The organism is Candidatus Rubrimentiphilum sp. (genome assembly GCA_035710515.1).
Taxonomy (GTDB): Bacteria; Vulcanimicrobiota; Vulcanimicrobiia; order Vulcanimicrobiales; family Vulcanimicrobiaceae; genus Rubrimentiphilum.
The window spans coordinates 1,138,966-1,151,712 of the sequence record DASTDE010000001.1; the positions used below are offsets into that span (position 1 = coordinate 1,138,966).

At 61.4% G+C, this 12,747-nt stretch carries 23 protein-coding genes and 2 pseudogenes; all 25 read right to left on the bottom strand.

What is annotated here, in order from left to right; genetic code table 11:
* Nucleotides 1-22: 22 nt before the first annotated feature.
* The 25 genes and pseudogenes from rpsM to rplC all read right to left on the bottom strand — a co-directional run bounded on the left by rpsM (nt 23) and on the right by rplC (nt 12,697).
* Nucleotides 23-430, bottom strand: coding sequence for a 30S ribosomal protein S13 (gene rpsM / locus VFO29_05805; GenBank protein ID HET9393012.1), 408 nt, complete (start codon nt 428-430; stop codon nt 23-25).
* A complete protein-coding gene (gene rpmJ, locus VFO29_05810; GenBank protein ID HET9393013.1) occupies nt 430-546 on the bottom strand; it encodes a 50S ribosomal protein L36 in 117 nt (38 codons plus the stop codon). The genes rpsM and rpmJ overlap by 1 nt, the downstream gene beginning before the upstream one ends.
* 1 nt (nt 547) lies before the next feature.
* Entirely contained in the window at nt 548-748 is a 201-nt protein-coding gene (gene infA / locus VFO29_05815; GenBank protein ID HET9393014.1) for a translation initiation factor IF-1, read from the bottom strand.
* 91 nt (nt 749-839) lie between these two features.
* Entirely contained in the window at nt 840-1,643 is an 804-nt protein-coding gene (gene map / locus VFO29_05820) for a type I methionyl aminopeptidase (protein ID HET9393015.1), read from the bottom strand.
* Nucleotides 1,640-2,293 carry an adenylate kinase gene (locus VFO29_05825; protein HET9393016.1) on the bottom strand — a complete coding sequence of 218 codons (654 nt, stop codon included), beginning with the start codon at nt 2,291-2,293 and terminating at the stop codon, nt 1,640-1,642. The genes map and VFO29_05825 overlap by 4 nt, the downstream gene beginning before the upstream one ends.
* Nucleotides 2,294-3,598 (bottom strand): preprotein translocase subunit SecY, encoded by a 1,305-nt coding sequence (secY, locus tag VFO29_05830; GenBank protein HET9393017.1) that lies wholly within the window; start codon nt 3,596-3,598, stop codon nt 2,294-2,296. It lies immediately after the preceding gene.
* Nucleotides 3,588-4,238: a 50S ribosomal protein L15 gene (gene rplO, locus VFO29_05835; protein HET9393018.1), complete on the bottom strand. Its 651-nt coding sequence runs from the start codon at nt 4,236-4,238 to the stop codon at nt 3,588-3,590. The genes secY and rplO overlap by 11 nt, the downstream gene beginning before the upstream one ends.
* Nucleotides 4,239-4,244: 6 nt before the next feature.
* A complete protein-coding gene (gene rpsE, locus VFO29_05840) occupies nt 4,245-4,760 on the bottom strand; it encodes a 30S ribosomal protein S5 (protein HET9393019.1) in 516 nt (171 codons plus the stop codon).
* Entirely contained in the window at nt 4,760-5,125 is a 366-nt protein-coding gene (rplR, locus tag VFO29_05845; protein HET9393020.1) for a 50S ribosomal protein L18, read from the bottom strand. The genes rpsE and rplR overlap by 1 nt, the downstream gene beginning before the upstream one ends.
* A complete protein-coding gene (gene rplF, locus VFO29_05850; protein HET9393021.1) occupies nt 5,125-5,673 on the bottom strand; it encodes a 50S ribosomal protein L6 in 549 nt (182 codons plus the stop codon). Before rplF ends, rplR begins: the two co-directional genes overlap by 1 nt.
* Before the next feature lie 6 nt (nt 5,674-5,679).
* The gene (gene rpsH / locus VFO29_05855) at nt 5,680-6,081 is read right to left on the bottom strand and encodes a 30S ribosomal protein S8 (GenBank protein ID HET9393022.1); all 402 of its coding nucleotides are present in this window, start codon (nt 6,079-6,081) and stop codon (nt 5,680-5,682) included.
* 4 nt (nt 6,082-6,085) lie between these two features.
* Nucleotides 6,086-6,271, bottom strand: coding sequence for a type Z 30S ribosomal protein S14 (locus VFO29_05860; protein ID HET9393023.1), 186 nt, complete (start codon nt 6,269-6,271; stop codon nt 6,086-6,088).
* Nucleotides 6,264-6,836, bottom strand: a complete 573-nt coding sequence (gene rplE, locus VFO29_05865) for a 50S ribosomal protein L5 (protein ID HET9393024.1) — start codon at nt 6,834-6,836, stop codon at nt 6,264-6,266. The genes VFO29_05860 and rplE overlap by 8 nt, the downstream gene beginning before the upstream one ends.
* Nucleotide 6,837: 1 nt before the next feature.
* Nucleotides 6,838-7,191 (bottom strand): 50S ribosomal protein L24, encoded by a 354-nt coding sequence (rplX, locus tag VFO29_05870; GenBank protein ID HET9393025.1) that lies wholly within the window; start codon nt 7,189-7,191, stop codon nt 6,838-6,840.
* The gene (gene rplN / locus VFO29_05875; GenBank protein HET9393026.1) at nt 7,191-7,565 is read right to left on the bottom strand and encodes a 50S ribosomal protein L14; all 375 of its coding nucleotides are present in this window, start codon (nt 7,563-7,565) and stop codon (nt 7,191-7,193) included. The genes rplX and rplN overlap by 1 nt, the downstream gene beginning before the upstream one ends.
* Nucleotides 7,562-7,825 carry a 30S ribosomal protein S17 gene (rpsQ, locus tag VFO29_05880; GenBank protein HET9393027.1) on the bottom strand — a complete coding sequence of 88 codons (264 nt, stop codon included), beginning with the start codon at nt 7,823-7,825 and terminating at the stop codon, nt 7,562-7,564. Before rpsQ ends, rplN begins: the two co-directional genes overlap by 4 nt.
* Nucleotides 7,815-8,033: a 50S ribosomal protein L29 gene (gene rpmC, locus VFO29_05885; protein HET9393028.1), complete on the bottom strand. Its 219-nt coding sequence runs from the start codon at nt 8,031-8,033 to the stop codon at nt 7,815-7,817. The genes rpsQ and rpmC overlap by 11 nt, the downstream gene beginning before the upstream one ends.
* Nucleotides 8,030-8,449 (bottom strand): 50S ribosomal protein L16, encoded by a 420-nt coding sequence (gene rplP, locus VFO29_05890; GenBank protein ID HET9393029.1) that lies wholly within the window; start codon nt 8,447-8,449, stop codon nt 8,030-8,032. The genes rpmC and rplP overlap by 4 nt, the downstream gene beginning before the upstream one ends.
* A gap of 329 nt (nt 8,450-8,778) precedes the next feature.
* Nucleotides 8,779-9,423, bottom strand: a pseudogene (gene rpsC / locus VFO29_05895) (30S ribosomal protein S3).
* Nucleotide 9,424: 1 nt separating this feature from the next.
* Nucleotides 9,425-9,916, bottom strand: a complete 492-nt coding sequence (gene rplV / locus VFO29_05900; protein ID HET9393030.1) for a 50S ribosomal protein L22 — start codon at nt 9,914-9,916, stop codon at nt 9,425-9,427.
* A 98-nt stretch (nt 9,917-10,014) separates the two neighbouring features.
* Nucleotides 10,015-10,272: pseudogene (gene rpsS, locus VFO29_05905) on the bottom strand (30S ribosomal protein S19).
* Nucleotides 10,272-11,099, bottom strand: a complete 828-nt coding sequence (gene rplB, locus VFO29_05910; protein HET9393031.1) for a 50S ribosomal protein L2 — start codon at nt 11,097-11,099, stop codon at nt 10,272-10,274. Before rplB ends, rpsS begins: the two are co-directional and overlap by 1 nt.
* A gap of 7 nt (nt 11,100-11,106) precedes the next feature.
* Nucleotides 11,107-11,415 (bottom strand): 50S ribosomal protein L23, encoded by a 309-nt coding sequence (gene rplW / locus VFO29_05915; protein ID HET9393032.1) that lies wholly within the window; start codon nt 11,413-11,415, stop codon nt 11,107-11,109.
* 2 nt (nt 11,416-11,417) lie between these two features.
* Nucleotides 11,418-12,065 carry a 50S ribosomal protein L4 gene (rplD, locus tag VFO29_05920; protein ID HET9393033.1) on the bottom strand — a complete coding sequence of 216 codons (648 nt, stop codon included), beginning with the start codon at nt 12,063-12,065 and terminating at the stop codon, nt 11,418-11,420.
* Nucleotides 12,065-12,697, bottom strand: a complete 633-nt coding sequence (gene rplC, locus VFO29_05925) for a 50S ribosomal protein L3 (protein ID HET9393034.1) — start codon at nt 12,695-12,697, stop codon at nt 12,065-12,067. Before rplC ends, rplD begins: the two co-directional genes overlap by 1 nt.
* Between the last annotated feature and the right edge of the window lie 50 nt (nt 12,698-12,747).

Consider the following 12,747-nt stretch of genomic DNA (forward strand, 5'->3'; position numbering starts at 1 on the left):
CCGGTTTTCGCCGGGCTTCATGCTACTTCTTCGGTGGGCCGCCGCCGGTTGCGGGCGCCGGCTTCTTGCGGTTGCCGACAGTCTTCTTCGGTCCCTTACGCGTGCGCGCGTTCGTCTTTGTGCGCTGCCCGCGAACGGGAAGTCCGCGCCGGTGACGGATGCCGCGATAACAGCCGATATCCAGCAGTCGCTTGATATGCCCTTGGACGTCGCGGCGAAGGTCGCCCTCGACTTTTACTTCAAGTGTGCCGATCGCGTCGCGGAGCTTTTTCTCATCTTCTTCGCTGAGGTCTTTCACTCGCGTGTCCGCGTTGACGCCCGCCTGCGCCAAGAGACGCTTGGCGGTCGAGGGACCAATACCAAAAATATACGTGAGCGCAATCTCGATGCGCTTCTCACGCGGCAGATCGATGCCGGCTATACGTGCCATTAGCCTTGCACCTGCTTATGCTTCGGATTCACTGTGCAGATCACGCGGACTTTGCCCTCGCGCCGAATGACTTTGCATTTTTCACAAATCCGCTTTACGGACGGTCTGACTTTCATTTTATTTGTACCTATACGTTATTCTGCCGTGTGTGAGATCGTAGGGAGAGAGTTCCACCAGAACCCGATCCCCCGGGAGGATGCGGATGAAATTCATCCGGATCTTGCCCGATACATGTGCCAACACTCTATGGCCGTTCGTGAGTTCCACCCGGAACATCGCGTTCGGCAGTGGTTCGACGATCGTCCCCTCGACCTCGATCGCCTCTTCCTTGGGCGTCGCGTTGGCCGCGGCCTTATCGGCCGTGTTCTTCGCGCGCTCAGGTCGATTCCGGTAGCGCCCCCGCGCCATGTTAGGCCGCGGCTTCCTCTCGAGGCCGGTACCGTGAGGCTTCCGCGTGTTCCCCGGTTTCGCGTAGCGTCAAGATCTTCGGGCCCTCTTGGGTGAGCGCAATCGTATGCTCGAAGTGCGCGGCAAGTTTACCATCCAGCGTGACGACTGTCCAGCCGTCCTGGAGTATTTTTACCTCGTGGCCGCCTTGGGTGATCATCGGCTCCACGGCCAGCACCAGGCCGGGCCGCAGTTTCGGGCCGCCCCCGGGCTTTCCATAATTGGGCACTTGGGGATCCTCGTGCATCTCGGTGCCCACGCCGTGCCCGACCAGCTCGCGCACCACGCCGTACCCGTTTGACTCGGCGTGCCGCTGCACGGCGTATCCGATGTCGCCGACGTGATTGCCGGCCTGCATCTGCTCGATGCCCAGCATCAAGCACTCTTGCGTCACGCGCAGCAACCGCTCCGCGTTCGCCGAGATCGTTCCGATCCCGATCGTCACGGCGCTGTCGCTCACGTATCCGTCGAGCGTCGTGCCGAGATCGATTGAAAGCAGATCGCCTTCGCGCAGCACGTCCGCGCCCGGAATACCGTGCACGACTCTATCATTCACCGACGTACAGACCGAGGCGGGGTATCCGCGATAGCCTTTAAAGGTAGGCTCGCCGCCGAGATCCCGAATGCCCTGTTCGGCCAGCGCGTCCACCTCGGCGGTCGTCATGCCGGGTTTCGCCGCGCTCATCAAATCTGTTAAGACCTTGGCCGTGATCTTGCCGCTGCGGCGGATCGCATCGATCTCGCGCGGTGAACGGAGCGTAATCACGACGCTTGCAGCTCCGGGCTGAGCGCCGAAACGATCTGGCGCGTCACGTCCTCGACCGGCGCCAGGCCATCCACCTTCACTAGTTTCCCGCGCTTACGATAATACGTTACCAGCGGCTCCGTCTGTTCTTGATAGACGTCCAGGCGTTTGCGCACCGTCTCCGCTTTGTCGTCCTCGCGTTGAATGAGCTCGGTGCCGTCCTCGTCGCGCATGCCGGGGCCGGGCGGCGGATTCGTAATCGCGTTGTAGCTTCTTCCGGTCAGCGGATTCGTCCAGCGCGAGGTCAGGCGCGTTACCAGCGTGTCGCGATCAACGTCGAAGAGCACCACTCCGTCGAGATGGACGCCCGTGCGCTCCATGAGCGCATCGAACGCTTCGGCTTGCGCGACCGTGCGCGGAAAGCCGTCCATGATGAAACCGCGCGGCGACCGGTCGATCTCGCCCTCGATCATCTTCAGAATCAGTTCGTCGGGAAGCAGCTCACCGCGGCTCATGAAGCCCTCGGCGAGGCCGCCAAGCTCCGTTCCCGCCACACGATGCTCGCGCAGGATGTCGCCCGTCGAGATGTGCCGCGCGCCGAAGCGTTTGGTAAGCAGACGCGATTGCGTGCCCTTACCCGCGCCGGGCGGGCCCAAGAAAATGAGACGCATCTAGCGTTTGATGAACCCGCGGTAGTCGCGCATAGCCAGGCGCGCCTCGATCTGCGTAATGGTGTCCAGCGCCACGCCTACCACAATCAGGAGCGAGGTCGAGCCGAGATAAAACGTGGTCACCGAGAGTCCGCGTTGCAGCATTCCCGGCAGCACCGCGAGCAAACCAAGATAGATTGCCGCCGCGGTCGTGATGCGGATCAGAATGCGGTTGATGTAGTCCACGGTCGGCTGGCCGGGCCGGATGCCGGGAATGAACGAGCCGCTCTTTTTCAGGTTGTCGGCGATGTCTTTTGTGTTGAGCACGACGGCGCTGTAAAAGAACGTGAAGACGACGACCAGGATGAAATAGGTCAGATTGTACAACGGTGAGTTAACGCTGAAGTAAATGTTGAGCCACGCCGAGACGGCGGCCACGGGGCCGTGCGCCGTCGCCGCCGCTCCGCCGCGGTTGAACCAGGTCAATGCCTGTTGCGGCAAGAGCAGCAGCGAGATCGCGAAGATGATCGAGATGACGCCGGCGTTATTGAGGCGCAACGGAATGTACGTGGACCGGCCCGCGAACATCTTGCGCCCGACGACGCGGCGGGCTTGCTGCACGGGTATGCGGCGCTGGCCTTGGTACAGGAAGACGATCGAAATGATCACCAGGATCGCAATCAGGATATAGATGATAAGGTTCGTGACGCTTTCGCCACCCTTGGTTGTGGACGTGAACGTCTGCGCGACGTACTGCGGATAGCGCAGGACGATGCCGATGAAGATGATCAGCGAGACGCCGTTTCCGATGCCTTTGTCCGTGATCTGCTCGCCCAGCCACATCAGGAAAAGCGTGCCGGCGACCATCGCAATGACCGCATAGATCAGGAACCAAACGCTGTCGTCATAGAACACATGGTTGGCCCGCATCATATTGGCCATGAAGAACGCCTGCAGCGTTGCCAGCACGATCGTCAGCCAACGGGTGTAGCGGCCGATCTTTTTGCGGCCTTCATCGCCGCCTTTCTTGGCGAGCTCTTCGAGCTGCGGCAAGACGACAGTCATCAACTGCATGATAATCGACGCGTTGATGTAGGGCGTGATGCCCATCGCAATGACCGAGAGCTTTTGGAGCGCGCCGCCCGAGAGAAAGCCGAGCAGGTTGTAAAATACGCCGCCTTGCAGCAGCCGTTGCCACGCGCCTTCGTTCACGTTCGGAAGTTGAACGTGAATCATGAAGACGAAGAGCGCGAATGCGCCCAACACGAACGCCAGCCGCTTCCGGATATCCGGAACCAGCAGCGCCGCGCGCAGGTTATTCAGCAATGAGCTTCTCTAGCGTCGCTCCGGCAGCTTCAAGCGCTTCCTTTGCGCTGTTCGAGAACAGCACGTCGCGAAAACGCAGCCCTCCGGGTAGTGACTTCCCTGGTTTGCTTCCGCCCAAAATCTTCACGCCGTCGCCGATGTCTTTGATCTTCTTGGCGACCTTCAGCGTTTCAGGAGAAATTTCGACCGTCGGATCCCAGTCCGTCAGGTCGTGTAGGTTCACGACCGAATAGCGCGTGCGGAAGTGCCCGATGTCGCGCGCCTTCTGCGAATAGCCGCGCCGGTGCGGCAGGCGCCGCTGCCACGGCGTCTGGCCGCCCTCGAACGCCGGACCTTTTCCGCCGCCCGAACGAACCGTCTGGCCTTTGCCGCCTTCGCCGCCGGTCTTCACCATGCCCGAACCGTGGCCGCGCCCGACGCGCGTGCGTTTCGGCATACTGCCCTTGCTCGGACGCAATTGCCCCAGCGTCAATCCGCCGGCGCGCGTTCCTGCGACCGGTGTACCGGGCGAAGTGCGCTGCGGTTTTGGCGCTGCTGCTTTAGGAGCGGCGGCTTTAGGTGAAGCTGCTTTTTTTGCGCCGGAGGTTTTTCTAGCGGCCGGCGCTTTTTTCGCCGGCGTTTTTTTCTTGCGTTCTGCCATGATGCTTTATGCCGCGGGAGTGTCGTCAGACCGGTTGCCGCGCAGTTTGGCGACTTGGTCGAACGTCTTGAGCGATCTCAAACCCTCGATCGTCGCGTAGACGACGTTGATGGGATTGTTGCTGCCCAGTGATTTGGTAACGATGTCGTGGATGCCGGCGAGCTCGAGCACGGCGCGCATCGGACCGCCCGCGATGACGCCCGTTCCGGGCGAGGCAGGCTTCATAAGCACGTTAGCCGCGCCGACGTGCTGGTTGACCGTATGCGGAATCGTCCGCTCCACCATGGGAACGGTGATCAGATTCTTCTTGGCTGCTTCGACCGCTTTGCGAATCGCCTCGGGAACTTCGCCCGCCTTGCCGATCGCGAAACCGACCTTGCCTTTGCGGTCGCCGACGACGACGAGCGCGCTGAAGCTAAAGCGCTTGCCGCCTTTGACGACTTTGGCGACGCGGTTGATGCGCACGACCGTTTCGTCGAAACCGCTATTGTCGCGGTCGCGGCCGCCGCTGCGATACTGCATTAGAACTCCAATCCGGCTTGGCGCGCCGCTTCCGCGAGCGCCTTGACTCGACCATGATATTTCAATCCGCTGCGATCGAACACGACGCGCGTGATTCCGGCCTGCTTCGCTTTGGTCGCGATGGCTTGACCGATCTTCTCGGCTGCGGCCAGGTTTGTGGTCGACTTGAGATCGCCGCCCAAATCCTTTTCGCGCGTTGAAGCGGCCACCAGCGTGCGGCCCTTGCTGTCGTCGATGACGGTCGCGTAAATGTGATGCAGCGTGCGGCGCACGAGCAGACGCGGACGCTCGGCGCTGCCGGCAACCTTTTGGCGCAGACGCGCGTGACGAACGCGGCGTCCGATTTCACGAGATGAGCGCGCCATTATGCCTTTGCCGCCTTCCCGGCCTTGCCGAGTTTCTTGCGCACATATTCGCCTTCGTAGCGAATGCCTTTGCCTTTATAAGGCTCCGGCGGACGCAGATTGCGGATCTCCGCCGCGACCTGCCCCACTTGCTGCTTGTCGATTCCGTCAACGTGAATCTTGGTCGTGCCCTCGACCGTAAGCGTGACGCCCTTCGGCGGAGGGTAGCTGACCGGGTGCGAGAGTCCGAGCGTCAAGTTCAGCTTCTCGCCGGACTTGGCGGCGCGGTATCCCACGCCTTGAATCTCGAGGCTCTTGCGAAACCCTTTGCTCACGCCTTCGACCATGTTGTTGACGAGCGTACGCGTCAGCCCGTGAGCCGCGCGATGCGCCTTTTCCTCGCCCGTGCGCTCGACGACGATTTTGCCGTCTTCCATTTTCACCGAGACGTGGCTCATGATGCGCTGCCGCAGCTCGCCTTTGGGTCCTTTGACGTGCACGAGGTCATCGGCGATGTCAACGGTGACGCCGCCGGGCACTGGAATTGCGAGTTTACCGATGCGTGACATTTCTACTTACCACACGTACGCAAGGACTTCGCCCCCGCAGCCTTCTTTTTTGGCGCGGCGGCCGGACATGATGCCGCGCGAGGTGGACATAATCACCAAGCCGAGGCCGCCCAGGACGCGCGGGATCTCGGTCTTGTTCGTATAGACGCGCAAACCCGGGCGCGAAATGCGCCGCAGACCCGTGATGATTTTTTCTTTGTTCGGGCCGTACTTGAGTTTGAGCCGCAGCGTGCCTTGCGGGCCTTCGTTGAGGCGCTCGAAATCGTTGATGAAGCCTTCATCTTTGAGGATCTGCGCCACGGCAAACTTCGTCCGCGACGCGGGGATGTCCACGACGTCGTGATTGGACGTGTTCGCGTTGCGAATCCGCGTTAGCATGTCGGCGATCGGATCGGTTATGACAGCCATATCGTTACCACGACGCCTTGGTGATGCCGGGGATGTTCCCCTTATGCGCATTCTCACGGAAGCAAATACGGCAGAGCCCGAACTTGCGGTAAAAACCGCGCGGGCGTCCGCAGAGCTCGCAGCGGTTATGCGCGCGCACCTTGAACTTCGGCTTGCGTTTCGACTTCTCGATTAGAGCTGTTTTAGCCAACTGATTCACCTTTGTTACCGGCCGCTCGTTGAAGCGGCAGACCCATCGCGCTGAGAAACTCGGTCGCTTCTTCGTCGTTTTTCGCCGTCGTCACGATCACGATGTCCATGCCGCGCATCTTGTCGACCTTGTCGTAATTGATCTCCGGGAAAACGATCTGCTCGCGCAACCCTAAGTTGTAGTTGCCGCGCCCGTCAAACGACTTGCGCGACAGTCCGCGGAAGTCCCGGATACGCGGGAGCACCACGTTGAAAAGCTTGTCCAAAAAGACGTACATCCGGTCGCCGCGCAGCGTCACCTTGGCAGCGATGTTTACGCCCTGGCGCAATTTGAACGCCGCGATCGATTTTTTGGCCTTGGCAATCACCGGCTTCTGGCCGCTGATCGCCTGCATCTCGGCAGCCGCTGCATCCAGCGCCTTCGGATTTGCGATCGCTTCGCCCACGCTCATGTTGATGACGACCTTGTCCAGTTTGGGAATCTGATGCGGATTCTTATATCCGAATCGCTCCCGCAGCTGGCCGCGGACGTCTTTTTCGTATTTTTCCCTCAAGCGAGACGCCATGTTACGTTCCCTTCACAGGCAAACGCGCAGGCTCGCCGCACTTGGCGCAGACGCGCTTCGTGCCTTCGGCCGTCTCGTGATGGCGCAAGCGCGTCGGCTTCTTGCACTTCTCGCAGACGTACTGGAGCGCACTCATCGGCAACGGCGCTTCTTTTTCCAGAATGCCGCCGGTCTGCGCCGAGCCGCCCATGTTTTGCTGCTTCGGAGCGCCGGGCTTCGTGTGGCGCTTGACGATGTTCAGCCCTTCCACCGTTGCCATGCCCAGGCGCGGGAAAACAGACTTCACGACGCCGCGTTTGCCGCGCTCTTTGCCGCGGCGGATCAGCACGGTGTCGCCTTTCACAATAGTGCTCATTACAGCACCTCCGGCGCGAGCGATGCGATCTTCAAGAATCCGCGGTCGCGCAATTCGCGCATGACCGGTCCGAAGACGCGCGTACCGCGCGGGTCGAGATCTTTTTCACCTTTGAGCACGACGCACGCGTTGTCGTCGCACCGCACAACCGAACCATCCGAACGGCGGATCGGCGCGGAGGTGCGCACGACCACGGCCTGCACGACCTGGCCCTTTTTCACTGCTGCGCCCGGAATCGCGCTCTTGACCGTTCCCACGATCACGTCGCCGACTCGGGCATAGGGATGCCGGCTCCCGCCCTGCACGTGAATGCAGAGGAGTTCGCGCGCTCCCGAATTGTCGGCAACTTTCAGCCGCGTTTCCTGTTGGATCATTTTGCTCTCTGTATAACCTCGACCAGACGCCACCGTTTGTCTTTGGACATCGGGCGCGACTCCATAATGCGAACGGTATCGCCGGCCTTCGCTTCGTTTTTCTCGTCGTGCGCCTTGAACTTGACCGACTTGCGCACGATCTTTCCATAGACCGGATGCGCGACGCGGGTCTCCGCGAGCACCACGATCGTCTTGTCCATCTTATCGGAGACCACGCGGCCTTGCTTCGAACGCCGCTTGAGCCGCTGATTATCCGGCATTCTTGACCTCCATCAGCCGCTTCTCCGAAATGACGGTGTGAATTTGCGCGTAGGCGCGGCGCATCGCGCGGACCTTGCTGAAGTCCGACAGATGTCCCGTACGCAACGCAAAGCGCAGGTTGAACAATTCTTCTTTTGTTTCGCGAGCTTTGGATTGCAGCTCGGGAATGGTCAGATTGCGCAGCTCTTTCAGCTCGTTGCCTTTCATGCTTGCGCCTCCTCGCGGGTGATCAGTTTCGTCCGGATCGGCAGCTTCGAAGCAGCCAACTGGAGCGCACGTTTCGCCACATCCGGCTCGACGCCGGAGAGCTCGAACAGCACGCGGCCCGGGCGCACGACGGCGACCCAGAACTCCGGATTGCCTTTGCCGGCGCCCATGCGGACTTCGGCCGGCTTCTTCGTCACCGATTTGTCGGGGAAAACTTTGATCCAGACTTTGCCGCCGCGCTTGATATGACGGGTCATGGCGATACGGGCGGCTTCGATCTGACGATTCGTCAGCCAGCACGGCTCGAGCGCTTGCAGACCGGTCTCGCCGAACGTGAGCGAATTGCCGCGCATCGCGCGACCTTTCATGCGTCCCCGATGAACCTTACGCCACTTTACGCGTTTGGGTGTAAGCATTATTCGCTCGCCTCTTCCTTAGGCGCGGTTTCTTCCGCCGGCGCTTCAGCAACAGGCTCTTCTGCCGGAAGCTCGACCGGAGGTTCAACCGTTGCTTCGGCTACCGGATCGCTCGCGGTCTCGGGCTCGATCGCCGTTTCTGGTTCGATCGTGGCTTGCGGTTCTGCGGCGACAACCGGCTCCTCACTCGCGATCGGTTCGGCCTCGATTGCCGGCTCTTCGGGAACGAATTGCTGCGCTTCGGCAGCATCCGGGACGGGAAATTCGGTCACCGCCGGACGGCGGCTGCGGCCGCCACGCTCGCGGCGTTGCGGGAATTGCCCGCGCGGTTCCGGACCGCGCGCGTGCTCGGGCAGCACTTCGCCGCGGTAAATCCAAACTTTGACGCCGATGCGTCCGAAGGTCGTGAATGCTTCGACGTGCGCGTAATCGATGTCGGCGCGCAGCGTATGCAGCGGCACCTTGCCGTCGTGATTGCGCTCGGTGCGCGCGATTTCCGCGCCGCCGAGACGGCCCGAAACCTGCACCTTGATGCCGCGCGCGCCGGCACGCATGCTGCGCATGATCGCCTGCTTCATCGCGCGGCGGAACGCGATACGCTTTTCCAGCTGGTCGACGATGTTCTGTCCGACGAGCCGCGCATCCAACTCGGGATGCTTGATCTCCATGACGTTGACTTGCACGACCTTGCCGGTCAGCGTTTCGAGACCCTTACGGATCTCTTCGATGCCGACGCCGCGCTTGCCGATGATGATACCGGGCTTCGCGGTGTTGACAATAACGCGCGTCTGATTCGAACGGCGCTCGATCTCGATCTTGCTAATCGCCGCCGGACGCGTCCAACGTGCGAAATACTTGCGGATCTTGACGTCCTCATGAAGCCAAGCGCGGTAATGCTTTTTCTCGAACCAGCGGCTGTCCCACGTGCGGGTAATGCCCAGGCGAAGACCGACGGGATGAATTTTCTGTCCCATGCTACGCTCGCGCCCCCGCTTTCGCCGTCTTCTTCTTGCGTGCCGGAGCTTTGCGCGCCGGAGCCTTGCGCGACCCGGCGCTCTTCGCTTTTGAAGTCTCCGCCGTCTTGTGCGCAGTCGCGTGTTTTACGCCCGGCCGCTCCGCGACGATGACCGTCACGTGCGACAGACGCTTGCGTTTAAAGTTTGCCCGGCCTTGGGCGCGCGGATCCAGGCGTTTGGTGAAACCGCCCCCCGGTCCGCCGTCAACCATGATCTTGGCGATGAACAGCTCGTCGGCGTTCATGTCGTGGTTGTTCTCGGCGTTTGCAACTGCGCTGCGCACGAGCTTCTCGATCGGCTCGGCGGCAAACACGCCGGCGAACTTCAGCAGCGTCAACGCTTCCTTTACGCTCTTGCCGCGAATAGCATCGGCAACCCGGCGCAATTTGCGCGGGCCCATGCGAGCAAACTTGAGGTGCGCGACGGCCTGAGTGCGTTCGGTCGAATTCATGAAGTCGCCGCCGGTGCAGGTGCGGCTGCGGGCGCCGCAGCTCCCGGCGCGCCGCCGGGTCCGGCCGCCGCTGCCGCGGCCGCCTTGAGCTGTGATTTCTCGCCGCTGTGCGCGCGGAAAATACGCGTCGGTGCGAACTCGCCGAGCTTGTGGCCGACCATGTTTTCAGTAATGAAGACGGGGATGTGCGTTTTGCCGTTGTGCACGCCGACTGTGTGGCCCACCATAGCGGGCACGATCGTCGAGGCGCGGCTCCACGTGCGGACGACGCGTTTCTCGCGCCGCTCGTTCATCGCTTCGATCTTCTTTATCAGGTGATCCGCGACAAACGGACCTTTCTTTAAACTGCGTCCCACTATTTAGCTCCGCGCTTTCTTACAATCATTTTAGACGTACGTTTATTGCGCCGCGTCTTTTTGCCCATGGTCATCTGTCCCCACGGCGTGGTGGGCGGCCGCCCCGAAGTCGAGCGCGCTTCGCCGCCGCCGTGCGGATGATCGACCGGGTTCATCGCGATGCCGCGAACGCTCGGGCGCTTGCCGCGATGGCGCGACCGCCCGGCTTTGCCCACGACCTCGTTCTCGTGCTCGAGATTCCCGAGTTGCCCGACCGTTGCGCGGCAGACCACTTGGATCTGTCGCACTTCGCCCGACGGCATGCGCACTTGCGCGTACACGTCTTCTTTGGCCATTAACTGCGCGGCGCCGCCGGCGCTGCGAACGAGTTTGCCGCCTTGGCCCGGCCGCAACTCGATATTGTGGACGATCGTTCCGACCGGAATATTCTTAAGCGGCAGGCAGTTGCCGGTCTTGATGTCCGCGTTCGGCCCGGATTCGATCGTGTCGCCGATACGAAGCCCGACCGGCGCCAGAATGTACCGCTTCTCCCCGTCGCGATAGTTGATCAACGCGATGCGGGCCGAGCGGTTCGGATCGTACTCGATGGTCGCGACCTTGCCCGGAATCGTGTCCTTGGTGCGCTTGAAATCAATGATGCGGTATTGCTTACGGGTGCCGCCGCCCTTGTGGCGGACGGTGATGTGCCCGTTGAAGTTACGCCCAGAATGTTTCTTGCGGACTTCGATAAGCGTACGCTCCGGATCGACCTGCGAGAGATCGGAAAAATCCATCGTGGTCATGAACCGTCTGCCCGCGCTGGTCGCCTTATATTTTTTTACCGGCATCGTACCCTTATTGCTCGAAGTAGTTGACGCCGCCCAGTTCGATCTTCTGGCCGGCCTTCAACGTGACGATGGCTTTTTTGTAATCTTTGGTGCGGCCTTTCGTGCGTAAGCCGCGGCGCGCGAAACTGCGCTGTTTTCCGCCGACGTTCACGGTGTTCACCTTGACGACGTTCACCTTGAAAATCTCTTCGATCGCGTGGCGGATCTGCGTCTTGGTCGCGTCCGGATGGACGGTAAAGCTGTACTGATGGCCGAGCGCGTCCGCCATGGATTTTTCCGAGATGCGGGGCGCAATGATAACGTCTCTGGCTTCCATGGCTACTTGGCTCCCAGCGTGGTCAGGAGTTCGGCATATGCCTCGGCGGTAAAGACGAGGCGGTTAAAGCGTAGCACGTCTTTCACATCGAGAGCGCCGGTGTTCGTGATGCCGACTTTGCGAAGGTTCCGGCTGACGCGCTCCATCGCGAAGCCGGAGCGCTCGTCGCGTCCGTGAATCACCAGGGTGCTCGCGGCCTTCTTGGCGGCTTTGACGTCGCCGAAGAGCAGCGTTGCGAAATCGGCCGTCTTGGTAAGGTCGAAGTTCTCCGCTTCGAGCACGCTCACGGCGCCGTTGCGGAAGCGGTCAGCCAGTGCGGCCACAAATGCAGCGCGGCGTTCCTTTTTATTGAGATCGCTGACGTAGCTGCGCGGCTGCGGACCAAAGACCACGCCGCCGTGCCGCCATTGTGGGGAACGGATCGAACCTTGGCGCGCGCGTCCGGTGCCTTTTTGGCGCCACGGTTTGCGGCCGCCGCCGCGGACTTCGTCGCGCTTCTTGGTTGAGGCGGTGCCGGCGCGCGGATTGGACATCTCGCGAAAGACGGCGCGGAAGATCGCGTGCTGCTTATCGCCGTACTCTTGATCGAGAATCGCCGGAATCGGCTCCTCGCGCACAACCTTACCTTTGAGATCGATCACGGACGGCATTAGCTGGCGGCTTTCTTCTTGGTGCTCGTGCGCACGATGACGAGCGAGTTTTTCGGACCAGGGACGGGACCGCGCACCAGCAGCAAATTGCGCTCGGCGTCGGTCTTCACGATCTCTAAATTCTGATGCGTGGTGCGATCCACGCCGTAGTGCCCGGGACGGCGGCTGCCCTTGACGGTGCGCCCGGCGTTCGTATCGCCGTTGGATGCGGGCTGGCGGTGAATCATCGAGCCGTGGCTCGCGCCGCCGCCGCTAAAATTGTGCCGCTTGATACCGCCCGAGAAACCGTGGCCCTTCGAAACGCCGACGACGTCGACGCGATCGCCGGCTTCGAACTCGGCGACGGTGATCGTTTGCCCGGCTTCTACGCCGTCGATGTCGTTGCGGAATTCGCGGGTCCAGCGGCGCGGTTCGGCGCCCGCCTTCTTATAATGTCCGGCCATGGCGCGATTCACGCGCGACTTCTTAATATCGCCGAAAGCGAGCGCGACCGCTTCATAGCCATGGGTGTCCGTGGTTCTGCGCTCTACCACGGTGCACGGACCGGCAGCGATCACCGTAACCGGAACGTACCGGCCGTCGTCGGTGAACACGCTCGTCATCCCAACCTTACGGCCGAGGATGTTCTTCATTTTCGGTTAGTCTCCACGGGTCCAGGCGTATTGCTTTTAAGGCCCGCCGG